Consider the following 22,693-nt stretch of genomic DNA (forward strand, 5'->3'; position numbering starts at 1 on the left):
GGAGAGATAGCGTGATAAAAAATCTGCAGGCTGTTGCTGATGTGACCAAAACAGACCGATCGGTTGTCTATGAACTGACGGTATCCGGAAAGTTAAAAGGATACAAAACGACTGCGGCGAGGATGCATATGCTGCTTAGTTTTGTACAGGACATCGACGGACAAAAGAAAAAGCAACGGTATTATCCAATGTTTGTAGAATGCACAATGACTAAGGAGGGAGATTGCAAGTTTATAGGCACCTCCAAAGTGGAGTTGGCGTACGTGTTTGCGGATAAAAAAGGATTGCAGTCTGACCGGAATGTGTCGGTTTCACTTTGTTATGTGGATCAGAATATGCAGTGGCAGGAAATAGAAGTTTCAAGGAATCTTCGGGGAGAGCAGTTTTTTGACCTATATCAGCAACCACGTGTTTTGATCAGAATAGTTAAGCGCGCGTTGTTTGGTCTGTGCACAGTGCTGCTGCCGGTATGGTTGTGTTCCGGTTGGCTTGCCTCGAAAGGAATTGGTAAGCTTAGCCCGAGAGCACAGAAAGCATCCGGTAAAAAAGCAATTTTTTATCATGCAAATGATATGGTAAAGGCGTGGACGGGATATGATTATAGTGTTCGCGATCACAAAACCAGATATTTTGCCAGACAGTATGCTCGTGCCGTAAAACAGATCACCACGCCGGAGGGGGTGTTATTTCTGTCGGAAAGACAGGTGGATGCAGGCGGTAATCTGGACCGGGTTCGGAGTCTTTTGCAAGAAGAGGGAAAGACAGAGTTAAAAGAGTTTTTGACAACGAAGACAGTAGATAAACTGACTTTGGGGGAACTGAAAAAAAGTGCATATCTCGCAGCGGGGGCAAAGGTGATCGTTTTAGAAGATTTTGTGCCGCAGCTGGGGGCACTCAACGTCAGACAGGAGACTGAGGTGCTGCAATTGTGGCATGCCTGTGGCGCATTTAAGCTATTTGGGTTGTCAGAGCTTGGGCTTACGGATCTGGCGCAGAATACGAGAAATCATAGAACATATACACGGGCGATCGTCAGTGGATCTGCAATGGCACCGTTTTACAGTGAAGCCTTTGGTATGAACATTAATAATATTCGTCAGACAGGCATACCACGTACCGATGTATTTTTTGATGAGGAGTATCGCAAAGAAACGGTTGCGGCTCTTTATGAGCGTTATCCGCAGTGGAAAGACAAAAAAATCGTGCTCTTTGCACCGACTTTTCGTGGAAGTGGTAATAAAACGGCGTTTTATCCGATGGAACGATTTCCAATCGATCTTGTGATGAATGCATTACCGCCGGATACCGTGTTGCTTGTAAAGCAGCATCCTTTCGTACATTCCGATCTTTCGATGTACCGGGAATGCGATTTTGCCGATCGTCTCTTTGATCTGACCGGCAAAGAAAATATTAATGATCTGTTATTTATCACCGATCTGTTGGTGACAGACTATAGCTCGTCTATTTTTGAGGCAGCATTGATAGATATTCCAATGATCTTTTATGCGTTTGATCTTGAGGAGTATTTGAGAGAGAGAGATCTTTATTTTGATTTTGCAGAGTTTGTACCGGGTGAGATTGTAGAAGATCTGCAGACGCTGATAAGCAGGATGAAGGAAGTACTTATCAGTCCGGCGAAAACTTCTTTGGATGATTCTTTTCGTCAATTTTTCTTAGGTCTGTTGGATGGCAGTTCCACACGCCGGACGACAGATCTGATCTATGACATGTTAGATGGTACGGATCATCCGACATATATTAACTAGCGAAGCAATGATGTGCCTGCGGCAGGATGAAATTGTTATCAGTCTGCGGGAACGGAAAGGAATGTGGGATCCGTGGATCAGATCAAGATGAAAGATCTTCAGACAGAGGCAGAAAAGAAACCATTTGCAGCAGCGGTTAAGGCACTGTGGATCGAGATGTTTGAAGATAAAGAAAGTTATGTAGATCATTACATGAGCAGCACCTGGAAACACAACCGGGTGCTGCTTTTGCTGCGTGGAGAAGAAATTGTATCGATGTTGCATCTTAATCCGTACACTTGCATTGTGCAGGGCGAGCGGCTCGATCTGCATTACATTGTGGGTGTTTGCACGAAGAAAGCAGAACAGGGAAAAGGATATATGGGGCAGTTGGTTACGGAGGCACTTCGTATCTGCAAAGAGGACGGGGAGCCGTTTACGTATCTGATGCCGGCGGCAGAGGCGATCTACCGTCCGTATGACTTTGTGTCAGCGGGATGGTGTGATAAGTTCGTGATAGAAGCAGAAGAAGTAGAAGAAGCAGACCCATCCCTGTCACAGGCACGATGGGATGTTATTGTGCCGGAACTTGGACAGGCGGGATCAATACAAAATGTCGGAAATCATACATTACAGATATGCCCGTTTGATCGTTGGACGGCGGGACAGACGAAGCAACTGGAGAGTTTTGCGGCAGAGCTGCCGATGGATATGCACGCAGCATGGACGGCGGCATATTTTGCAGAAACAGATCAGCAGATGAAATGCTACGACGGAGAGCTGGTTGCAGTGTGTGATCAGGAAAAACCGATCGCAATTGCCGCCTATCTGTGTGAGGAAGATCAAAGTGAGGCAGAGATCACTCATGTATTGGCAGCAAAGCAGTATCAGAAGTTGGTGTGCAGGCAGTTGGCAGAATATGTACGGAAACGTTTGAACAAGCAGGATATACGTCTTGTTTGTAATCTGCCGGCGTACTCTTTTGATGCAGAAAGAATGTATTGCACGACAATGATACGACCGCTGCAAGAGGAATGGTTTGCAAAGAGAATTTCTCCTGCGGATGGTGATTGTATGAATATACAAATTTTGGTAAAATTATGGTTACAGGGAGTGATGATATATACTCCGGAATTAGTATGAGCCGTACAATGGGATACAAGAAGTACAGTGTCTGCTATATACAAATAACATCATGGAGGATCAGAATATGACCTATAAAAAATGGGACAAAGAATTGAATAAACTGCAGGAGGGAACCGGTAAATACGAATGGGATGAGCTGGAAGAACTGATTACAGATGCTTACGAAGAGGAAGAGCTGACAGATGAACAGTTTGATATGCTGATGCAAAAGCTAATGGGTATTGAATGCGAGTAAAGATGGGCTTTTCGTTACTTGATTTTGAATGAAAAAAATCGTATACTACAATACAAAGTGTTTCGATGATGACAATACAAAAGTTACATACTCCCACGGCTGGCGGCCCATATATACGGGTTGTTGGACACATGAGTGGTTAGGAGGCTGCATATGGAAGACAACAAAATGGGACAATTGGGGTTTAAGATTGATACGGGGGAGTTGGCAACAAGTACGATTCCGGAGGATTTTACAGCACCGGAGGAGTTATATAAAAAGTTAATTACAATGATCCGTAAATATCATCCGTCAGATGATATTTCGATGATCGAGAAAGCGTATCAGATCGCATCAAAGGCGCATGAGGGGCAGCTTCGTAAATCGGGGGAACCATATATCATCCATCCGATCTGTGTCTGTTTGATACTTGCGGAATTGGAACTTGATAAGGAGACGATCGTTGCCGGGATGCTTCATGATGTTGTTGAGGATACCGTTATGACCGGACCGGAGATCGCAGCAGAGTTTGGAGATGAGGTTGCTCTGTTGGTCGATGGTGTGACGAAATTGACACAGATTGACTATGTGGCCGATAAAGTTGAAATGCAGGCAGAGAATCTGCGTAAGATGTTTCTTGCGATGGCAAAAGATATTCGTGTGATCTTGATCAAGTTAGCCGATCGCCTGCACAATATGCGCACAATGCAGTACCAGACGCCGATCAAGCAAAAAGAGAAATCAACAGAGACATTAGATATTTACGCACCGATTGCGGATAGACTCGGTATTTCCAAAGTTAAGGTCGAGTTGGATGATCTGTCGTTTAAATATTTAGAGCCTGAAATGTACAAACAGCTCGAAGCAAGCCTGGAGCAGGGCAAAGTGAAGCGGCACGAGTTTATCGCCAAGATCGTGGCAGAGGTGCGCAGTCACATTGCAGCGGCCGGGATCAAAGCGACGATCGATGGACGCGCAAAGCATTATTTTAGTATTTATAAGAAAATGGTTACCCAGAATAAAAAATTGGATCAGATCTATGATCTGTTCGCTGTGCGTATCATTGTAGACACAGAGAGAGATTGTTATACGGCGTTAGGTGTTATTCATGAGATTTATAAACCGATACCTGGTCGATTCAAAGATTATATCGCAATGCCAAAGCCGAACAATTATCAGTCGCTTCATACGACATTGATCGGTTCGGAAGGACAACCGTTTGAGATACAGATCCGTACGTACGAGATGCATCGTACCGCAGAATATGGTATCGCAGCACATTGGAAATACAAAGAAAATCAATATGGACAGGATACTTCCAAGAGTGAGGAAGAAAAGCTTTCCTGGCTGCGCCGTATTTTGGAATGGCAGCGTGATATGTCGGATAATAAGGAGTTTTTAAGTCTGCTTAAAAGCGATCTGGATCTGTTCTCTGACTATGTATATTGCTTTACGAAAGATGGTGATGTCAAGAATCTGCCTGCAGGTTCGACACCGATCGATTTTGCGTACGCAGTACACAGTGCGGTTGGTAACCGCATGGTAGGTGCCAGAGTGAATGGCAATCTGGTGACAATTGATTATCATATTCAAAATGGTGACCGTGTGGAGATCATCACGTCACAAAATTCCAGAGGTCCAAGCCGCGACTGGCTGTCTATTGTCAAAAGCACACAGGCCAAAAATAAGATCAATCAGTGGTTTCGAACGCAGTTTAAGGAAGAAAATATACTGCGTGGCAAGGAATTGTTAACGAATTATTGTAAAGCGCAAGGAATTGTACTTACGGATCTGGTCAAACCGGAATATACGCAGGCTTGTATGAAAAAGTATGGTTTCCGTGATTGGGATTCTGTCTTGGCTGCACTTGGTCATGGTGGTCTGAAAGAGGGACAGGTGATCAATAAGCTGCAGGACGCTTATCGTAAGAAAAATCCGCAGTTTGCAACGGATAAAGATATATTAGAAGCAGTAGGAAAAAATAATGCATCATCTAATGGTCAGACGGGAGCAATGGCAGCGATCAAGTCCAAGAGTGGTATTGTAGTTGCAGGGCTGGATGATGTTTCTGTACGTTTTTCACGTTGCTGCAGTCCGGTGCCGGGAGACGAGATCATTGGTTTTGTCACAAGAGGTCGTGGCGTATCCATTCATCGTACAGATTGTGTGAATGTAATGAACATGAATGAGGCGGATCGTCAGCGAATTATCGAGGCAGAATGGCAGGTGACTCCGGATAAAGAGGAAAATGAGCTGTATGATACCGAACTGGTTATTTATGCATATGACCGAATTGGTGTATTGTTAGACCTGACCAAAGTATTTACGGAAAGCGGTATTACGATCAATAATGTCAATTCCCGTACGAGTAAACAGGGCATTGCAACGATCACGATCGGATTTGCGATCCGTAGTGTAGAAGCGCTGCATGTGCTAACCGCAAAACTGCGTCAGGTAGAGAGTGTTAAGGATATACAAAGAACACATTCATAAAAAGGAGTAATTATGAGTCGATTGATTTGTAAATTTCAAGTGGTGGGACCGGTACAGACAAACTGTTATTTTTTGTATCGTGAGGATACAAAAGACTGTGTGATCGTGGATCCGGGAGATGAAGCAAAACGTATTAAAAAGTTTATAGAAGATCAGGAATTACATCCGGTTGCCATCTTGCTGACACACGGACATTTTGACCATGTTATGGCAGTGGATAGCGTGCGTGCGGCATATCATATTCCGGTGTATGCGGCAGAAGCAGAAAAGGAGACAATGCATGATGCGTCCATCAATCTTTCCATCAATATGGGCGGTGCCATGTTGTCCATAGAAGCAGATCACTGGTTGAAAGATGGGGAGACGATCACTTTATTAGATCAGGAAGTACGCTGTATTTTGACTCCGGGACATACGGTGGGCGGTATGTGTTTTTATTTTCCGAAGGCGGGAATGCTTTTTTCCGGAGATACACTTTTCCAGGAATCGGTCGGCAGGACTGATTTTCCGGGAGGAAGTATGTCAGAGATCGTGCGGTCGATCCGTGAAAAATTATTTGTTCTTCCGGATGCCGTGCAGGTGTATCCGGGGCATGGACTTATGACATCGATCAAAAATGAAAAGATGTTTAATCCATTTGCAGTAGAATGATTTTCGGACATGGAGGATTGAGATGATAGGATTTACATTGTCTGAAAAAGAGTTTGACTATGAACTACAGGCGTTGGCAACCGGATTTTTCCCGGGAAAACGCACACAAATAAATGGGGAATCAGGAGACCTCCATATTGCCATTGATTATGGTGATACGGAGATTTCTGTTTGTGTGGAGACAAAAGCCGGACGTAAATCGTCAAGTGCAGCAGTAACCGGAGATGACGACTGGCACAAGAAAGAGGGGAAACTTGCGCACCCATATCGGACGTATTACAAAAATATCGTTAAAAAATTAGTATTTACAGTGCTCCGTGATTTCCCGGAAGAATGGCTGCCGGAGGGCTTTGAACGACGACTTCCGGTTTGGGGCACGATGACAGGGGTACGTCCGACAAAGATTCCGATGAATATGTTGCTAGAGGGACGTGAGCGAACGGAAGTCATGGAAATATTGCAGAACGTTTATTGTTGCAGTGAGCAAAAGGCTGCGCTTGGAACTGAGATTGCTGCAAGAGAGGCAGCTCTGCTGCAGCAAAATGAATATCAGGACGGATATAGTTTGTATGTTGGTATTCCGTTTTGCCCGACCACCTGTTTGTATTGTTCCTTTCCGTCGTATCCGTGCGATCGTTTTGGTCATTTGCGGGACGATTATGTGGCAGCACTGCAGCGGGAGATCAAGGGAACGGCAAAGTTGATGCAGGGAAAGCGGCTGACAAGTGTATATATGGGTGGTGGGACGCCCACAACATTATCACCGGAGCAGCTTCGTACTGTGATAAAGACGATGCAGGAGTATTTTCCGATGGACACGTCTGTAGAGTTTACAGTGGAAGCGGGAAGACCGGATAGCATTACAGAGGACAAATTGTTGGCTCTGCGTGAGTGTGGTGTAGACCGGATCTCGGTCAATCCGCAGACAATGCAGCAAAAGACGTTGGATCTGATCGGAAGAAGGCATACGGTCGATCAGACGATACAGGCATTTGAGCTGGCAAGAAAGCTTGGATTTACCAATATTAATATGGACCTGATCATTGGTCTGCCGGGAGAAGAGCTGTCCGATTTTGAGGATACATTGCGTCAGGTGAAGCAGTTGGCACCGGATAGTTTGACGATCCATTCCTTAGTGATCAAGCGAGCTTCGAGACTGCGGAGTGTCTTGGAAGAACAGGGCGCATTGGGGGAGACGGAGCAGATACGCGGCAGACGGATGGAGCAGATGTTGGCTCGCGGGGAGCAGTTTGCCGGAGAACAGGGATATCTGCCGTATTATATGTACCGCCAAAAGAATTCTGCCGGTCATGCCGGAAGTGGTGGCCAGGAAAATATTGGATATGCAAAACCAGGGAGCGAATGTTTGTATAACATTTTGATCATGGAGGAGATGCAGTCGATCGTTGCGTTAGGAGCAGGTGCATCAACGAAGAAATATCATAGTGACCGGGGACAGGTAAGCCGGATTGAAAATGTGAAGAGTGTTACGGATTATATTTTCCGTGTGGATGAAATGATCGAGCGCAAAAGGCATGCGCTTGAAAGATAGAGGGATTTGTTGTAAGATAGGAAACGAAAATTAGAATTACCGTGCAGGAAAGGGATTCCTGCAGCAGAGATTGGAGGAACTATGGCTGAGTCGATGAAGGGCTTAAAACGCACATGCCGTTGTGCAGAGCTGAGTGAACAGAATATTGGAGATACCGTTACCGTGATGGGATGGGTACAAAAACAGAGAAATAAAGGTGGCATTATATTTGTCGATCTGAGAGATCGTTCCGGTATTTTGCAGTTGATCTTCGAGGAGAGCGAGATCGGCAGTGAGGGATTTGCAAAAGCAGAGAAGCTGCGCAGCGAGTTTGTTGTGGCTGTGACCGGTGAAGTGACAGCACGTTCCGGTGCCGTGAATGATAAATTGGCAACCGGTAAGATCGAGGTTCGTGCTAAAGCAATTCGTGTGTTATCAGAGTCTGAGACACCGCCATTCCCGATTGAGGCAGACAGCAAGACCAAAGAAGACATTCGATTAAAATATCGTTATTTGGATCTGCGCAGACCGGATCTGCAGCGCAATTTGATCATGCGCAGTCGTGTGGCAACATTGATCCGTCAATTTTTGGCAGACGAAGGATTTTTAGAGATCGAGACACCGATGCTTACCAAGAGTACACCGGAGGGTGCCAGAGATTATCTTGTGCCAAGTCGTGTGCATCCGGGTAATTTCTATGCACTGCCACAGTCTCCACAGTTGTTTAAGCAGCTTTTGATGTGCTCCGGTTATGATCGTTATTTCCAGATCGCCCGCTGTTTCCGAGATGAGGATCTGCGTGCAGACCGTCAGCCGGAATTTACACAGGTCGATATGGAGTTATCTTTTGTGGATGAGGACGATGTGATGGACGTCAATGAGAGACTTCTTCAGAAGATTTTCAAAGAAGTGCTGGATGTTGATGTAGAACTCCCAATTCAGAGAATGACTTGGCAGGAAGCGATGGATCGTTTTGGTTCAGACAAGCCGGATCTTCGTTTTGGCATGGAGTTACATGATGTTTCTGATGTCGTGAAGGGATGCGGTTTCGGCGTATTTACCGGCGCATTGGAAAATGGCGGTTCCGTTCGCGGTATCAATGCAAAAGGTCAGGGGGCAATGCCTCGTAAGAAGATCGATGCATTAGTGAAGTTTGCCAAAGATTTTGGCGCAAAGGGACTGGCGTATCTGTGCATTAATGAAGATGGCACATATAAATCTTCGTTTGCAAAGTTTATGACAGAGGAAGAGTTAGATGCACTGGTTAAGGCAATGGATGGAGAAGCCGGTGATCTGTTGTTATTTGCAGCAGACAAGAACAAGATCGTTTGGGATGTTCTTGGTAATCTGCGTTTAGAGATCGCACGCAATCTTGATCTGTTGGATAAAAATGTATATAAATTCCTTTGGGTTACTGAGTTCCCAGAGTTTGAATATTCGGAAGAGCAGGGTCGTTATGTAGCAATGCATCATCCGTTCACGATGCCAATGGAAGAAGATATTCCATTGTTAAAGACAAATCCGGAGAAAGTACGCGCCAGAGCATACGATATCGTGCTGAACGGTACCGAGCTTGGTGGTGGTTCCATCCGTATTCATCAGGACGATGTACAGGAAACGATGTTTGAGGCACTAGGCTTTACCAAAGAAAAAGCGAACGAACAGTTTGGCTTCCTCATCAATGCATTCAAGTATGGTGTTCCGCCACATGCAGGTCTTGCATATGGTCTGGATCGTTTGATCATGCTTATGGCGAAGCAGGACAGCATCCGTGATGTCATCGCCTTTCCAAAGGTAAAAGATGCTTCTTGTCTTATGACCGATGCGCCAAATGCTGTAGATGATAAACAGTTGCAGGAGTTATGCTTAGACGTTGTGAAAAATGAGGAAGAAGAGTGAGAAAAGAAGCTTATGAACGAATCTTTGCGTGTATTCAAAAAACACGTTATGGAGTGAAAATCATAAATGGAATAAGTACGGCTATCACATATGTGACAGCCGTGCTGTATTTTAGCGTTTTATTTTGGCTGGTGTGGCAGGAAAGCTATCGTGACGCTTGTGTTACGATAGCAGTGCCGGCAGTATCTTTTATACTTGTAAGCGTTTTTCGTGCCAAATTAAATGCACGCAGACCTTATGAGGTATATCAGTTTCAACCATTGATCTCGAAGGATAAGTGCGGAAATTCCTTTCCGAGCAGACATGTATTTTCTATTTTTGTGATCGGTACGACAATTGCTTGGCAGTGTATGTGGGCAGCAGTGATCGTCTGGGCTTTGGGTATCGTCCTTGCGGTGACTCGTGTGGCCGGTGGCGTACATTTTCCAAAAGATGTGATCGCCGGAATGTGTATCGGCATAATTTTGGGAGCAGCCTGCCGGTTCTTTTTGTATTGATAAGCGGAAACAGCAAAAGAGAGTGATATTTGTTATCTTTACAGATGACAGATATCACTCTTTGCTTTGTAGGAGACAGATCACTGCTAATGCAGTCTATCTCCGGAAACTGCCGGCATTATTTGCCTGCCATTTCCTGCTCCTGGCGCTTGATCATCTGGCGAACCATCTCGCCACCAACGGAACCGTTCTGCTTAGAAGTAAGGTCACCGTTGTAACCGTTCTTCAAAGGTACGCCTAATTCGTTAGCTACCTCCATTTTGAATTTGTCCATTGCTTCCTTAGCCTGTGGCACTTCCATTCTGGAACTGTTATTGTTTGTCATGGTTTTTACCCTCCTTTATATTTGTCCGACATCTTTGATTTCGAACAGATAAATCCTGCCCAAATTGATAGCTGCCGGGATTTGATAAGTGTTTTTTCACGCTTATCATGGTACTAGTATGCGATAATGCAAAAAAAATATGTTGGCAGATATAGGAAAAAGATTGTTTTTTTTGAGAATTATGGTACAATAAACTTATATGGGTTCATTTTGAGAGATGGACTTTAGAATATGTTAATGGAGGATACTTATTATGAAGCATATCAAGACATTGAATCGTGCAAATCTGAGTGCTACTGCGAAAAAGGGTGGATGCGGCAAATGTCAGGCATCTTGCCAGTCTGCATGCAAGACTTCTTGTACAGTAGGAAATCAGAAGTGTGCAAATGAGGAAAATAAATAATTTTCTTCAGATCAAGAATGATAAATGGCTGTTACAAATACTGTAACAGCCATTTTGTTGACACAAACGAAAAGAAGTATAGAAATGAGGATAAATATATGATACACAAATTTAAAGCGAAAGGCTTGAATATTTTGCTCGATGTCAACAGTGGTGGAGTACATTTGATCGATGATGTGACATATGATCTGTTAGACCATGCACAGCCGCCTTTTGAGGAAGAATGTCCGACAAAATATATTGATGCGTTGAAGACAGATTATTCCGAGGAAGAGATTAAAGAGTCTTATGCAGATATTGTTGCTCTGTATCACGACAAGCTGTTGTTTAGTGAGGATATTTACGGAGATTTTGCAAATACAGCAGTAGAGTCTCCGATCAAGGCAATGTGCCTGCATATTGCACACGACTGTAATCTGCGCTGTAAGTATTGCTTTGCTTCTACGGGAGATTTCGGTACAGGACGTAAGTTGATGCCGTTAGAAGTAGGCATTGCGGCAATTGACTTTTTGTTAGAGCACTCGATCGGACGTGAGAATTTGGAGGTTGATTTCTTTGGTGGAGAGCCTTTGATGAATTTTGAGGTAGTCAAAGAGATCGTGAAGTATGCTCGCAGCAAAGAAGAAGAATATCATAAAAATTTCCGTTTTACGATCACAACGAATGGCATGTTGTTGACCGATGACAAGATTGATTATATCAATGAAGAAATGTCTAATGTCGTATTGTCTATCGACGGCCGTAAAGAAGTCAATGACCGTATGCGTGTAAAAGTGGATGGCAGCGGGTGTTATGACCGCATTGTAGATAACTATAAGAAGTTAGTTGAGAAGCGCGGTGATAAGGAATATTATGTGCGTGGAACGTATACGAAATACAATTTGGACTTTTCAGAAGACGTAATGCATTTGTACAATGCAGGATTTGATCAGGTTTCTGTGGAACCGGTTATGGAAGATGAAAGTGTAGAATACGCAATCACAGAGAAAGATTTAGATCAGATCTATGCGGAGTATGACAAATTGGTGGATCAGATTGCGGAGATCAAGGATAACGGCGGAAGTATCAATTTCTTTCATTTCATGATCGATCTGGATCAGGGACCATGTGTGATCAAGAGACTGCGTGGCTGTGGTAGTGGCAACGAGTATGTTGCGATCACGCCGGATGGCGATATTTATCCATGTCATCAGTTTGTAGGTCATGAAGAGTATTGTATGGGTAATTTGGAGCAGGGAACGTTTAACACCGGCATTAAAAAAGAATTTGCCGGTGCACATGTATATTCCAAACCGACTTGCCGAGACTGCTGGGCAAAATTCTATTGCAGCGGTGGATGCAATGCGAACAATTATATTTATAATGGGGATATTCATGATGCTTATGAATTATCCTGTAAGATCATGCGCAAGCGTTTAGAGTGTGCGATCCTAAGTCAGGTTCGCGATATGCTGAAATAGGTGAGAGCGCAGAATGTGGTCTGAACAATAACTTTTGATATGGAAAGTTATCATTATGTGGAAAAAATCCCGGTAACTGAATTGAAGTTTACCGGGATTTCTTTCTTTGTAAATAGTTAGGTAATAATACCTAATCTATCAGCATTTCTAATAAATTTACATTCGTTGGCATATAAAATGCAGGAATCGGATAATTCTCATCATTGTAATTTCCTTTGGCAAAAATAGAACAGATCTGCTCGTGTGTCTCTGTAGTATAAACCAGAGACAGTACTCTTGCTAAATGATTAAACATCAATGGAGAGATGCATACGCCCCATTCTTCCGAATCATTTTCGTCAAATAGCTTTGGTGTGATGGCTAATGTCTTGCCATTTTTAGTATTTGTGGCTGTCAATTTCAAAAATCCGGTCTGAGGATCCGTCGTGCAGCTTAAAGTACAGATTTCTTCGATATTCTCTCGGAAATGCACTGTCTCCAATAAAGAAGAATTCACATCATTTAGTGGATTGCATAAATCCTTAATGATCTGTTGCTTATCGCTTGTAATAAGATATATTAATTTGTCGATGCTCTTCTGGCTCATGACATCACTGTTAACAGAGCCTTTCTTAGCATTCAAAAAATCAACCAATACATCAATTTCCTCTTGACTGAGTAAGGAATAACTTTGGCTTTGTATGGTATTCATAATCAGTACCTCCCGTTAAATCTATCACACATTTTGCATAATCATAATTATATGCTCATTATACATGGTCTGAGCGTTTGTTTCAACTACGGATTAAAAAAAATAAAAGTGGGGATTCTGAATAAAAAGCAAAGCCAGTGCTTTGCATAACACCACATTGTGAGCAGTTTTCTATAAAGTGAAAAGAAGAGTTTGCACAGAGAAAGGAGCGTGGTCTGGGATGTTAGTAGGACCCAAAAAGAATCCGGTGGAAATTTTAACGCCGGAGGACATTGCTAAGCTGCCGCAGCAGGAACAGCATAAGTGGGAGATCGCTGCAGAACTTGGATTGTTTGATAAAATCATAGAACAGGGCTGGGAGGCTTTGACGGCACGGGAGAGTGGCAGGATCGGAGGAATGTTGGCTGCAGCTCAGAGAAAGAAAAAGTAGTTGACATTCCGACAGGAGTATACTATTTTCTACATGGACACAATTATTTTTGAGGTGACAGATAATGGGACATAAAAAAGAATATGAAGAGAAGCAGCGTCATGGTACGGTAGAACTGCCGCTGGGATTACACAAGATGGAATATCCGGAGGGAACAGACGCTATTTTTTATTTACATTGGCATCAGGAGTTTGAGTTTTTTGTCGTGACAAAGGGCAGTATGCTGTTTAGGGTCGATGAGAGAGAATATATGCTCCGCAAGGGAGATGGTATCTTTATCAATTCGAATCAACTGCATTCTGCCAAAACAATAGATGGTCATGCATGTGCTTTTTTTGCGGTGGATTTTTCCTATCAGATATTAGCAGAGGATATTCATAGTCGTTTTGCTCAAAAATATATCCGACCGGTACTGAATGGTGAGACGGAGTTTGCAGTTTATCTGGCAGGAGATGGAGAACATTGGCAGCAGGAAGTGATCAGCTTGCTGCAGGATATCGGAGTGTGTCCGGAGCATGATCTAACCGATTATGAACTCTTGGTTCGCAGTCGGATCTATGCAGTATGGGATCAGATGACACATCATGCAGCATATACAATGCGGGAAAAATCCGGGAAACACTCTTCGGAGCGTCTTGCACCGGTCGTAGAGTATATGCATCAGAATTACGCTTATGAGATCACGTTAGCAGAGCTGGCGGCACTTTTGCCTATGAGCGAAGGTCAATTCTGTCGTGTTTTTAAGCAGGTGATGAAGCTTTCGCCAATGCAGTATTTAATGCGATATCGTATTTTACAAAGCTGCAGGATGCTGCAAGACACGGATAAAAAAGTTGGGGAGATTGCCAATTTGTCAGGTTTTAATAATATCAGTTATTTTAACAAAGTATTTTTGAATACGATCGGGTGTACTCCAAAAGAGTATCGTGCGAATAGTATGTATTGATGGAGGAATGAGGATGGTTTATTATAAAACGATTTTAGAGGCAGCAAAGCATTTTGAAGAGAAGAAAGCGTTCTTGTTCGACATGGATGGACTGATATTTGACACAGAACAATTATTCATGGAGCAGCTTGCAATCGTCATGAAAGAACATGGATATACTTTGACAAAAGAGTTTTATATACAAAGTCTTGGGTTGACGGGAGAAACCCTGAAAAGCCTGATGTGTGGTGCGTATGGGGAAGAGTATCCTTTTGCAGAACTTAGCACAGAGAGCCGCAGAAGGGTCAGTATCGTTGCTGAGACAGTGGGACTGAGGGTAAAGCCTGGAATCCGGCAATTGCTCGGGTGGCTGTGTGAGCATCATAAGAACTGTGCGGTCGTTTCTTCCACGCACGCAAAATATGTACGAAAATACTTAGAATATGCGGGGATAGATTCTTATTTTAAGGAAGTGATCGGTGGAGATATGGTGGAAAGATCCAAGCCGGAGCCGGATATTTTTCTTTTGGGCTGTGAAAAGACCGGGGTAACGCCAGAGGAGGCGGTGGTTCTGGAAGATTCTGAAAATGGTATTCGCAGTGCGTCAAGAGCCGGGATCGCGACGATCTGTGTGCCGGATCTAAAATATCCGGGAGAACAGGTGCTGCCGCTGATCGATGTTATTGTCACAGCCGGAGAAATAACGGAATGACCGGATCATTTTTTGGAACAGTGTCGAAATAATACTATGCAGCTTATCAGAGAGATCACACCGATCAAAGTGCACAATGTCGAAACCGTGCCGAGCGTGAGAACTGCATAGTCAAAATGCATCAGACATTGTCGGATGCACAGAAAATCCAAAATACATATAATAAACAGTGCGATCAGCAGATAAATGCGGATCGTTACTAAATGGGGGCGAAGCGGTGTATTGCCCCTGCTTTCCGTATAATGTCGAATTGCAGATGCAGTTCGGCTTTTTTGATGGGCAACGGTATACCAGCCGACCGCAAAAAATGAGATGCAGTGGCTTTCGTACAATACATTGTGTACACCGGATAAAAACATCATACTTACAAACCACAGAAAGATATTTTGTAATGATGCAAATTTTGTGATCTGTTGGAAATACGATTGATATACAAAGAACAGGAGGAAGGAGAGTATTGCAGCGGTTACGGTGGAGATGAGCTGCAGACGTCCTGCTTTTTGACGCAGTGTGGTCGTATCTGAAACGGAACCGCTAAGCAATGTGCGAAGTCTGCGGCGGCAAATAGACGGAATGCCGTAAAAGCAGACACAGACAATAGCGCAGACACAGTAAGCCACTGCCAGAGGAAAGGCGATCAGTCTGCGTACCACCCACAAAAGACAACAGATAGGAAGCAGTACACTGACAGCTCCTGTCAGATCGCTTAAAAGGAGATACAGACAGGAGAGCGGCTGGTGACTGCGTACGATGTCTTTGCAGTAACGCTGCAGATTGAACCCTCGGAATCGGTTTGGCGCAATCCCTGCTCTTGCTGCCTGTGCACTGCGCGTTTGTTCGCGTTCTATTTCGTCGTTTATTTGCTGCTCCGTCAAAATAGAATCTGCTTCTTCGCGAAACAGCGCAGCAAAATCACGATCTGTGACGGGTGTATCTTGTACCATAGATTATCCTCATTTCCAGTAGGAATGCGTTTGCATTGTACTATATTTGTGATTCGTAAACGGGGACATTAACGGCTCAGACCGGATTGGAGAAAGGGTTTGATAAATTCATATTGCTTTTGACCGGAAGCAGATAAATTCTCTGTGAACAGCTCCGTAAGTAACTCATTCTCCTCTGCGGTGAAACGGATGTTTTCACGATCTATCTGCGTTTTCCATTCCATCAGTGCCGGAAGTGCTTCTGTGATCGTGTGTCCCTGCAGATGACCAGTCAACTGTAAGATCATTTCCTGCTTTTTAGGATCCAGAGAACGGAATTTTTCATTGTTCTGCCATGGGTGAAGTTGTTGTGTCATAGGCGTTCCTTTCTGGTGACTGGCACCGTCCATTATACATGATTTGTTGAAATTGTTCAAAGGTGGATTTTTGCTCCGGCGCAAGCTGAGATAACAAAAATTCCATCAATTGACTGTTGGGTGAATTGCTGCCGGTGGCTGTAAGATCAGCTGCGGGATGTGATTTTTGAAATTCCCGATAGCTTCGAAACAGGCGGTTAGCTTGTAAAACATTTAAGACAGTCTGGACAAAATCAGCTTCTTTTGGAGTACAGTACTCACGAATACATTGCAGCATTGTCTCAGGATTTGGTGTGAAATCCGGTGCAGACGGCTGGTCCTCTAATGAGAGTCCGGCAGCCTCCAGACTATACCGTTCATCGCTTTGCCCTCTGGCGGTATGGATCAGTGCATCTGCCTGCAGCATGATCTCAATAGCACGCCTGCTTTCCGGCATTGCATAAGGAAGTGCTGCTTTAAGCATTGCCATGTGTCGGTTGTGATCGGGTGGTACTTGCATAGTATTTCCTCCTTTTTTAGGCGATAACTGCAGTATGGATGTTTTGTGTATTTTGCATAGAAATCCGGTGCAGTGTTCTATATACGATATGCATCCGGGTGACAAGTCAGAACAAATTATAGTTGAGATTTTTGAGAATATCGTGTATTCTAATACCGTCTCCTGATGCAGGCATACCCGCAGGAGACGCAGAGGCTGGTGTATGCAGAAAAGAGGAGAAGCAATGCAAATGATATCATTGGAGCAGGAGTTAAAGCAGAATGCGTATCCGGGACGAGGCATCGTCATTGGGCAGTCTGCAAATGGAAAGTATGCGGTGACCGCTTATTTTATTATGGGAAGAAGCGAAAACAGCCGTAATCGCGTTTTTGTTGAAGATGGTGATGGGATCCGTACTCAGGCATTTGATCCATCGAAATTAAGCGATCCGAGCCTGATCATATATGCACCGGTACGTGTACTCGGTAATAAAACTATTGTAACAAATGGTGATCAGACAGATACCATTTATGAGTTGATGGATAAACAGATGACATTCGAACAGGCATTGCGCACAAGAGAATTTGAGCCGGATGCACCAAATTATACGCCGCGTATTTCCGGCATTATGCATGTGGATCAGGGAAATTACAGTTACGCTATGTCTATCTTGAAAAGCAACAATGGCAATGGTGCTTCCTGCAATCGTTATACGTTTGCTTATCAGCAGCCGGTAGCAGGGGAAGGCCATTTTATACATACGTATCAGTGCGATGGCGATCCGCTTCCAAGCTTTGAGGGAGAGCCAAAGTTAGTAGCGATTCTGGACGATATGAAAGCATTTACGGATATGCTTTGGAACAGCTTAAATGAGGATAACAAAGTATCGTTGTTTGTTCGTTATATCGACATTGCTACAGGCGAGGCAGAGTCTGTGATCGTTAATAAAAATAAATAAAACTATAATCTTATATTGAAAATGGAGGAATTAGTTCATGAAAGAATTAGAATTAAAATATGGATGTAATCCAAATCAGAAACCATCTAAGATTTATATGCAGGAAGGCGAGTTGCCGATCACGGTATTAAACGGTAAGCCGGGGTATATTAATTTTTTGGATGCGTTCAACGGCTGGCAGCTTGTGCGCGAATTAAAGAAAGCCACGGGACTTCCGGCAGCCACCTCGTTTAAGCATGTTTCACCTGCAGGTGCGGCTGTTGGTCTTCCGCTTAGTGAAGTGGAAGCAAAGATTTACTGGGTGGACGATCTTGGCGAATTGACACCATTAGCGGCAGCTTATGCAAGAGCGCGTGGCGCAGACAGAATGTCTTCTTACGGCGATTTTATTGCGTTATCTGATGTGTGTGATGTGTGTACCGCTAAAATGATAAAGAGAGAGTTCTCAGATGGTATTATTGCACCGGGTTACGAGCCGGAAGCATTGGAATATCTTAAGGGGAAGAAAAAAGGAAATTATGCGATCATTCAGATCGATCCGGAATATGAGCCGGCACCGATCGAGCATAAAGAAGTGTTTGGTGTGACTTTCGAGCAGGGAAGAAATGAGTTGAATATTGATGAGCATTTCTTTGATGATGTTGTAACAGAGAATAAAGACATTCCACAGCAGGCCAAGATCGATATGGCGATCGCAATGATCACGTTGAAATACACACAGTCTAACTCCGTATGTTTTGTGAAGAATGGACAGGCGATCGGTATTGGTGCCGGACAGCAGTCACGTATTCATTGTACCCGTTTGGCAGGCAACAAGGCAGATAACTGGCTTTTGCGTCAGTCTCCACAGGTGCTTTCGCTTCCGTTCAAAGAGGGAATGAAACGTGCGGACCGCGACAATGCGATCGATCTTTACATCGGTGAGGATTATATGGATGTATTGTCAGATGGCGAGTGGGAACGTGTATTTACGGAGAAACCGCCGGTATTTACCAAAGAGGAAAAACAGGCATGGATCTCTCAGGCAACAGATGTTGTTTGTGGTTCAGATGCGTTTTTCCCATTTAGTGACAATGTAGAGAGAGCATTCCGCAGTGGTGTAAAATATATTGCACAGCCGGGTGGATCCATTCGTGACAATGATGTGATCGAAGCATGTAATAAGCATGGCATCGCAATGAGCTTTACAGGTATCCGTCTGTTCCATCATTAATGCGAGTTCGTAAGAAAGGTCGAATGCGGTTGTACGCATCGAAATGGAAAGAAATATGGCAGGATCAACATTTGGAAATTTATTTCGCGTGACGACTTGGGGAGAATCACATGGACGCGGTATTGGTGTGGTTGTAGATGGCTGCCCTGCAGGGCTTCCATTGGATGAGCAGACAGTGCAGCAGTACCTGAACCGACGCAAGCCGGGACAGACAAAGTATTCTACACCTCGTAAAGAAGATGATCTGGTAGAGATTCAGTCAGGTGTCTTTGAGGGGAAAACAACGGGAACGCCGATATCCATGGTGGTATACAATAAAACACAGCGGTCTTCTGATTATTCGGAGATTGCATCCTACTATCGCCCTGGGCACGCAGACTATACGTTTGATCAAAAATATGGATTTCGAGATTATCGCGGTGGTGGCCGTTCCTCCGGTCGGGAGACGATCGGACGTGTTGCCGGAGGTGCTGTGGCATTGGAAGTGCTTCGGGCACTGGGAGTTGAGGTTTATGCGTACAGTAAGGAGATTGCCGGTATTGTGATCGATCCAAAGCGTGCAGACCGCAGCAATATCAGCAAGAGTCCATTGTATATGCCGGATCTGGAAGCGTCTGCACAGGCAGAAGATGCTCTTATGGCATGTATGCATGAGCAGGATTCTGCAGGCGGTGTGATCGAGTGTGTGGTTCATGGAATGCCGGTTGGCGTTGGTGAACCGGTATTTGACAAGCTGGATGCAAAACTTGCGCAGGCAGTTATGTCGATCGGGGCTGTCAAAGGAGTAGAGATCGGTGATGGATTTTTGGCAGCACAAAGCCGCGGCTCACAGTTTAACGACAGTTTTGTTGTGCACAACGGCGCTGTTTGTACTAAGACAAATCATGCCGGCGGAATTTTAGGTGGTATTAGTGATGGCTGTGACATTATTCTCCGTGCGGCAGTAAAGCCGACACCATCCATTGCGTCTGCGCAGGAGACGATCGGTCGTGACGGCGCAGAGAGGGAGATTCATATCAAAGGCCGGCATGATCCGATCATTGTACCTCGTGCCGTAGTAGTGGTAGAATCTATGACGGCGATCACCTTGTTAGACTTGCTGATGATGTCGCTGACTTCTCGTCTTGACCGGATGCAGCATTATTTTGGGATTGACCCGGAATAGGATACGACAAGATCGTGGCAGATTGTGTCTTTGTTCCGTAATTTGCATAGAATATGTTAGGGATACCTTAACAATCCTAAAAATACGATATTTTGTATGTTTGTATGTGCGATGAAGCTGCAGACGTACTTTGGAGGATATTTATGCGATACTATCATTACGGAACTAAGCGGCATGAGAACCTACTGAAAGGAAGCGGAATGCCGCTGTCGGAACAGGCAGATGCTTTTTGCAGAGGCGACCGGGATCTGATCATTGAAGACGATACAATTTATGAGATTGACAGAGAATGTCTTGGTTGTCGTCAGGAAAGGGTCAGAGCAGGTAAACGGGTCTGAGTTATATAATGAAACAGGACAGTTTTCTATAATGGGAACAGAGTGTGCTTTGCGCACTTTGTACGTCACCGCAAAAAAGGCTGACATTGGATGAATGTCAGCCTTCTTTCAAGCTGGTTGGTAAAGTCTGAGAGACAGCCCTAAGCTGCAATTGTCAGACTTAAATGTTCAGCCCTCACCTGCATTACAAAGCATAGACTTTGTAATGGTTATCGGAGAGTGGAAGGGTTTTGTGATGCAGTGCTTTAGAAACCGCATCCGCAGCAGCAAAGAATAAGTATGATCCAGATGATGGAGCTGCAGCCGCTGTCTCCACAACCGCCGCCGAAACCACCAAATCCGTTGCCGTTACCACAGCAGCAGCACAGGAGCAAAAGGATAATGATCCAACTGCATCCGTTGTCATTTGAAGCGCATCCACAGTTTGTAGCTGCTAAATCACTCATAAGTCCTCCAATCTGTCGGAAGTGTTCCGACAGTAAAATATATTTACAGTGTTATCCTATGCGGAGGTGCTTGGACAGTTTCCAAAAATATAAAAAAGATTTTGTAGCTGTGCGTGAGACGTGCAGATACATAGAAAGGCATGGGTGTTTATGATGTCAGATCGAAACGTAACAAAATATTGCAAGCGGTTTCTTGCACTGTGTATTGTGACAGGATTATTGTTCACAACGACAGGATGTAGTGTGTTTGGACCAAAGCAAAAGCCGTACAAAACCTATAAGCCGTCGGTGTCAGAAACGCCGGTGGCATCCGAACAGCCCGTTGTTAATTTATCGGAAGAACAAGCAGGAGAGTTTGCCAGACGTTATCTTGCGAAGATGACGACCGAACAAAAGGTGGCACAGCTTTTCGTAGTTAAGTTAGAGGAACTGGATGGCTCACAGGGAGGATACTATGAATTTCGTAAATGCACAAAAGGGATGAAGACAACTTTAAGTCAGATCCCGGTAGGTGGTGTTGTGTTATTTTCGAGAAATATTTCTACTCGGAAGAAGACATCAAAACTCATCCAGAGATTACAAGTCAACAGCCAGACACCGTTGTTTGTCACTGTAGATGAGGAAGGAGGCAGTGTTGCGCGTATTGCTTCTAACAAGAAAATGAAAACGACAAAATTCCCGACGGCAGAAAGCATTGGCAAGACGAAAGACGGGGAATACGTTTATAATATGGGAAGGACGATTGCCAGAGAGATACGGGCACTTGGATTCAATGTGAATTTTGCGCCGGTTGCAGATGTTAAAACGAGTGATCTGAATACGGAAATCGGAGAACGTTCCTTCGGATCTGATCCCGGTAAAGTATCTGATATGGTAGCCGCTTTCGTACAAGGCAGTCAGGAGCGCGGGGTATGTGCAACGTTAAAACATTTTCCGGGACAGGGATCTTCCGATGGAGATACGCATCAGGGAAGTGTTGACATAGACAGCAGCATTTCCAAACTGCGTGATCTGGACTTCGTGCCGTTTAAGGCAGGAATTGATGCGGGGGCAGAGTTTGTTATGGTGTCCCATATATCGGTCAGTCGTGTTACGGAGACGAAAGAGCCGGCTAGTATGTCGGAATTGATCATGAAGACGATCTTACGTGAAGAGCTTGGCTTTTCGGGGATCGTGATCACAGATGCTTTTGATATGGCTTCGATCACGGATAATTATACACCGGGTGAAGCTGCACTCCAATCTTTTATGGCTGGAGCAGATATTATTTTGATGCCGAGCGATCTGACACAGGCCTATCAGGCAATATTGAATGCGGTAAACAGCAAAAAAATTACGCAGAGCCGCTTAGATGAGTCGGTGATCCGTATTTTGACAACAAAATTTAAGCACGGTATTTTGACGCAAGAGGATCTGACGGTCTGGGAACAGCCGACCGCAACACCGAGTGTTACACCGGCAGTTACTGTATCGCCAAAGGCAAAAAAAGGAAAAAAGAATAGGGAATCCGCAAAAACAATAAAAAAATCGACAAAAAATAAGTCGAAAAAGTAGTTGTCCCCTTGCTAGATTTTCAGAAACAGTTATAATGTTATTGGTGAAAGTATTCCATCCAAAAGAGGATAGACAGCATGAAGGAGAACAAAATGATGTGTGACAGACAGAAAGAATGC

General features: G+C 44.2%; 24 protein-coding genes. 18 read left to right on the top strand and 6 right to left on the bottom strand.

Annotated elements, in window-relative coordinates:
• The first annotated feature begins 11 nt into the window (after positions 1-11).
• The 8 genes from ACSAJE_RS00075 to ACSAJE_RS00110 all read left to right on the top strand — a co-directional run bounded on the left by ACSAJE_RS00075 (position 12) and on the right by ACSAJE_RS00110 (position 10,176).
• Positions 12-1,766: a CDP-glycerol glycerophosphotransferase family protein gene (locus tag ACSAJE_RS00075; protein WP_458009383.1), complete on the top strand. Its 1,755-nt coding sequence runs from the start codon at positions 12-14 to the stop codon at positions 1,764-1,766.
• 72 nt (positions 1,767-1,838) lie between these two features.
• Complete coding sequence (locus tag ACSAJE_RS00080) at positions 1,839-2,888, top strand: GNAT family N-acetyltransferase (protein ID WP_458009384.1); 1,050 nt, start codon at positions 1,839-1,841, stop codon at positions 2,886-2,888.
• Positions 2,889-2,955: 67 nt separating this feature from the next.
• A complete protein-coding gene (locus ACSAJE_RS00085) occupies positions 2,956-3,126 on the top strand; it encodes a hypothetical protein (protein ID WP_022024190.1) in 171 nt (56 codons plus the stop codon).
• Positions 3,127-3,294: 168 nt separating this feature from the next.
• The gene (locus ACSAJE_RS00090; protein ID WP_458010038.1) at positions 3,295-5,598 is read left to right on the top strand and encodes a RelA/SpoT family protein; all 2,304 of its coding nucleotides are present in this window, start codon (positions 3,295-3,297) and stop codon (positions 5,596-5,598) included.
• 12 nt (positions 5,599-5,610) lie between these two features.
• Positions 5,611-6,249 (top strand): MBL fold metallo-hydrolase, encoded by a 639-nt coding sequence (locus ACSAJE_RS00095; protein ID WP_458009385.1) that lies wholly within the window; start codon positions 5,611-5,613, stop codon positions 6,247-6,249.
• Positions 6,250-6,271: 22 nt separating this feature from the next.
• Positions 6,272-7,801, top strand: a complete 1,530-nt coding sequence (gene hemZ, locus ACSAJE_RS00100; RefSeq protein WP_458009386.1) for a coproporphyrinogen dehydrogenase HemZ — start codon at positions 6,272-6,274, stop codon at positions 7,799-7,801.
• Positions 7,802-7,882: 81 nt separating this feature from the next.
• Positions 7,883-9,679 carry an aspartate--tRNA ligase gene (aspS, locus tag ACSAJE_RS00105; RefSeq protein ID WP_118690801.1) on the top strand — a complete coding sequence of 599 codons (1,797 nt, stop codon included), beginning with the start codon at positions 7,883-7,885 and terminating at the stop codon, positions 9,677-9,679.
• Positions 9,676-10,176 carry a phosphatase PAP2 family protein gene (locus tag ACSAJE_RS00110; RefSeq protein ID WP_458009387.1) on the top strand — a complete coding sequence of 167 codons (501 nt, stop codon included), beginning with the start codon at positions 9,676-9,678 and terminating at the stop codon, positions 10,174-10,176. The genes aspS and ACSAJE_RS00110 overlap by 4 nt, the downstream gene beginning before the upstream one ends.
• 118 nt (positions 10,177-10,294) lie before the next feature.
• Here ACSAJE_RS00110 and ACSAJE_RS00115 read toward each other — a convergent pair whose 3' ends face one another.
• Positions 10,295-10,501 carry an alpha/beta-type small acid-soluble spore protein gene (locus ACSAJE_RS00115; protein WP_022025398.1) on the bottom strand — a complete coding sequence of 69 codons (207 nt, stop codon included), beginning with the start codon at positions 10,499-10,501 and terminating at the stop codon, positions 10,295-10,297.
• A gap of 253 nt (positions 10,502-10,754) precedes the next feature.
• Here ACSAJE_RS00115 and scfA point away from each other — a divergent pair, with 253 nt between their 5' ends.
• Positions 10,755-10,904 (top strand): six-cysteine ranthipeptide SCIFF, encoded by a 150-nt coding sequence (gene scfA / locus ACSAJE_RS00120; protein ID WP_022025397.1) that lies wholly within the window; start codon positions 10,755-10,757, stop codon positions 10,902-10,904.
• Between the two features lie 98 nt (positions 10,905-11,002).
• The gene (scfB, locus tag ACSAJE_RS00125) at positions 11,003-12,364 is read left to right on the top strand and encodes a thioether cross-link-forming SCIFF peptide maturase (RefSeq protein WP_458009388.1); all 1,362 of its coding nucleotides are present in this window, start codon (positions 11,003-11,005) and stop codon (positions 12,362-12,364) included.
• A 130-nt stretch (positions 12,365-12,494) separates the two neighbouring features.
• Here scfB and ACSAJE_RS00130 read toward each other — a convergent pair whose 3' ends face one another.
• Positions 12,495-13,055 carry a hypothetical protein gene (locus ACSAJE_RS00130; RefSeq protein WP_118690803.1) on the bottom strand — a complete coding sequence of 187 codons (561 nt, stop codon included), beginning with the start codon at positions 13,053-13,055 and terminating at the stop codon, positions 12,495-12,497.
• 220 nt (positions 13,056-13,275) lie between these two features.
• Between ACSAJE_RS00130 and ACSAJE_RS00135 the strand changes: the two genes are divergently transcribed.
• The 3 genes from ACSAJE_RS00135 (at position 13,276) to ACSAJE_RS00145 (ending at position 15,122) form a co-directional block, all read left to right on the top strand.
• Positions 13,276-13,485 (top strand): small, acid-soluble spore protein, alpha/beta type, encoded by a 210-nt coding sequence (locus tag ACSAJE_RS00135; RefSeq protein WP_022025394.1) that lies wholly within the window; start codon positions 13,276-13,278, stop codon positions 13,483-13,485.
• Positions 13,486-13,549: 64 nt separating this feature from the next.
• Entirely contained in the window at positions 13,550-14,431 is an 882-nt protein-coding gene (locus ACSAJE_RS00140; RefSeq protein WP_458009389.1) for a helix-turn-helix domain-containing protein, read from the top strand.
• 13 nt (positions 14,432-14,444) lie between these two features.
• Complete coding sequence (locus ACSAJE_RS00145; RefSeq protein ID WP_182448274.1) at positions 14,445-15,122, top strand: HAD family hydrolase; 678 nt, start codon at positions 14,445-14,447, stop codon at positions 15,120-15,122.
• Positions 15,123-15,127: 5 nt separating this feature from the next.
• Here the strand turns inward: ACSAJE_RS00145 and ACSAJE_RS00150 are convergent, their stop codons facing one another.
• From ACSAJE_RS00150 to ACSAJE_RS00160, 3 genes are all read right to left on the bottom strand, one after another.
• Positions 15,128-16,066, bottom strand: a complete 939-nt coding sequence (locus tag ACSAJE_RS00150; RefSeq protein WP_458009390.1) for a hypothetical protein — start codon at positions 16,064-16,066, stop codon at positions 15,128-15,130.
• A 68-nt stretch (positions 16,067-16,134) separates the two neighbouring features.
• Positions 16,135-16,422 carry a hypothetical protein gene (locus ACSAJE_RS00155; RefSeq protein WP_022025389.1) on the bottom strand — a complete coding sequence of 96 codons (288 nt, stop codon included), beginning with the start codon at positions 16,420-16,422 and terminating at the stop codon, positions 16,135-16,137.
• Complete coding sequence (locus ACSAJE_RS00160) at positions 16,388-16,921, bottom strand: hypothetical protein (RefSeq protein ID WP_118690807.1); 534 nt, start codon at positions 16,919-16,921, stop codon at positions 16,388-16,390. Before ACSAJE_RS00160 ends, ACSAJE_RS00155 begins: the two co-directional genes overlap by 35 nt.
• A 223-nt stretch (positions 16,922-17,144) precedes the next feature.
• On the opposite strand from ACSAJE_RS00160, the gene ACSAJE_RS00165 reads away from it, so the two are divergent.
• The 4 genes from ACSAJE_RS00165 (at position 17,145) to ACSAJE_RS00180 (ending at position 20,574) form a co-directional block, all read left to right on the top strand.
• The gene (locus tag ACSAJE_RS00165) at positions 17,145-17,858 is read left to right on the top strand and encodes an IMP cyclohydrolase (protein WP_458010039.1); all 714 of its coding nucleotides are present in this window, start codon (positions 17,145-17,147) and stop codon (positions 17,856-17,858) included.
• Positions 17,859-17,895: 37 nt separating this feature from the next.
• On the top strand, positions 17,896-19,071 hold the full coding sequence (locus ACSAJE_RS00170) for a phosphoribosylaminoimidazolecarboxamide formyltransferase (protein WP_458009391.1): 1,176 nt from the start codon (positions 17,896-17,898) through the stop codon (positions 19,069-19,071).
• A gap of 55 nt (positions 19,072-19,126) precedes the next feature.
• Entirely contained in the window at positions 19,127-20,236 is a 1,110-nt protein-coding gene (gene aroC / locus ACSAJE_RS00175; RefSeq protein ID WP_118690855.1) for a chorismate synthase, read from the top strand.
• Positions 20,237-20,379: 143 nt separating this feature from the next.
• The gene (locus ACSAJE_RS00180; RefSeq protein WP_458009392.1) at positions 20,380-20,574 is read left to right on the top strand and encodes a hypothetical protein; all 195 of its coding nucleotides are present in this window, start codon (positions 20,380-20,382) and stop codon (positions 20,572-20,574) included.
• Positions 20,575-20,758: 184 nt separating this feature from the next.
• Here ACSAJE_RS00180 and ACSAJE_RS00185 read toward each other — a convergent pair whose 3' ends face one another.
• Entirely contained in the window at positions 20,759-20,980 is a 222-nt protein-coding gene (locus ACSAJE_RS00185) for a hypothetical protein (RefSeq protein ID WP_182448275.1), read from the bottom strand.
• A 190-nt stretch (positions 20,981-21,170) separates the two neighbouring features.
• Here ACSAJE_RS00185 and ACSAJE_RS00190 point away from each other — a divergent pair, with 190 nt between their 5' ends.
• Positions 21,171-22,574, top strand: coding sequence for a glycoside hydrolase family 3 protein (locus ACSAJE_RS00190; RefSeq protein WP_118690810.1), 1,404 nt, complete (start codon positions 21,171-21,173; stop codon positions 22,572-22,574).
• Positions 22,575-22,693: the final 119 nt, after the last annotated feature.

This window comes from Jutongia sp. SJQ-6, from assembly GCF_054161275.1.

Coding starts and splice junctions, on each gene's coding strand:
- ACSAJE_RS00140 (WP_458009389.1), top strand. CDS start 13,550: ATGGGACATAAAAAAGAATATGAAGAGAAGCAGCGTCATGGTACGGTA.
- ACSAJE_RS00160 (WP_118690807.1), bottom strand. CDS start 16,921: ATGCAAGTACCACCCGATCACAACCGACACATGGCAATGCTTAAAGCA.
- scfA (WP_022025397.1), top strand. CDS start 10,755: ATGAAGCATATCAAGACATTGAATCGTGCAAATCTGAGTGCTACTGCG.
- ACSAJE_RS00150 (WP_458009390.1), bottom strand. CDS start 16,066: ATGGTACAAGATACACCCGTCACAGATCGTGATTTTGCTGCGCTGTTT.
- ACSAJE_RS00130 (WP_118690803.1), bottom strand. CDS start 13,055: ATGAATACCATACAAAGCCAAAGTTATTCCTTACTCAGTCAAGAGGAA.
- ACSAJE_RS00085 (WP_022024190.1), top strand. CDS start 2,956: ATGACCTATAAAAAATGGGACAAAGAATTGAATAAACTGCAGGAGGGA.
- ACSAJE_RS00095 (WP_458009385.1), top strand. CDS start 5,611: ATGAGTCGATTGATTTGTAAATTTCAAGTGGTGGGACCGGTACAGACA.
- hemZ (WP_458009386.1), top strand. CDS start 6,272: ATGATAGGATTTACATTGTCTGAAAAAGAGTTTGACTATGAACTACAG.
- ACSAJE_RS00145 (WP_182448274.1), top strand. CDS start 14,445: ATGGTTTATTATAAAACGATTTTAGAGGCAGCAAAGCATTTTGAAGAG.
- aspS (WP_118690801.1), top strand. CDS start 7,883: ATGGCTGAGTCGATGAAGGGCTTAAAACGCACATGCCGTTGTGCAGAG.
- scfB (WP_458009388.1), top strand. CDS start 11,003: ATGATACACAAATTTAAAGCGAAAGGCTTGAATATTTTGCTCGATGTC.
- aroC (WP_118690855.1), top strand. CDS start 19,127: ATGGCAGGATCAACATTTGGAAATTTATTTCGCGTGACGACTTGGGGA.
- ACSAJE_RS00135 (WP_022025394.1), top strand. CDS start 13,276: ATGTTAGTAGGACCCAAAAAGAATCCGGTGGAAATTTTAACGCCGGAG.
- ACSAJE_RS00190 (WP_118690810.1), top strand. CDS start 21,171: ATGATGTCAGATCGAAACGTAACAAAATATTGCAAGCGGTTTCTTGCA.
- ACSAJE_RS00090 (WP_458010038.1), top strand. CDS start 3,295: ATGGGACAATTGGGGTTTAAGATTGATACGGGGGAGTTGGCAACAAGT.
- ACSAJE_RS00170 (WP_458009391.1), top strand. CDS start 17,896: ATGAAAGAATTAGAATTAAAATATGGATGTAATCCAAATCAGAAACCA.
- ACSAJE_RS00115 (WP_022025398.1), bottom strand. CDS start 10,501: ATGACAAACAATAACAGTTCCAGAATGGAAGTGCCACAGGCTAAGGAA.
- ACSAJE_RS00155 (WP_022025389.1), bottom strand. CDS start 16,422: ATGACACAACAACTTCACCCATGGCAGAACAATGAAAAATTCCGTTCT.
- ACSAJE_RS00180 (WP_458009392.1), top strand. CDS start 20,380: ATGCGATACTATCATTACGGAACTAAGCGGCATGAGAACCTACTGAAA.
- ACSAJE_RS00185 (WP_182448275.1), bottom strand. CDS start 20,980: ATGACAACGGATGCAGTTGGATCATTATCCTTTTGCTCCTGTGCTGCT.
- ACSAJE_RS00165 (WP_458010039.1), top strand. CDS start 17,145: ATGCAAATGATATCATTGGAGCAGGAGTTAAAGCAGAATGCGTATCCG.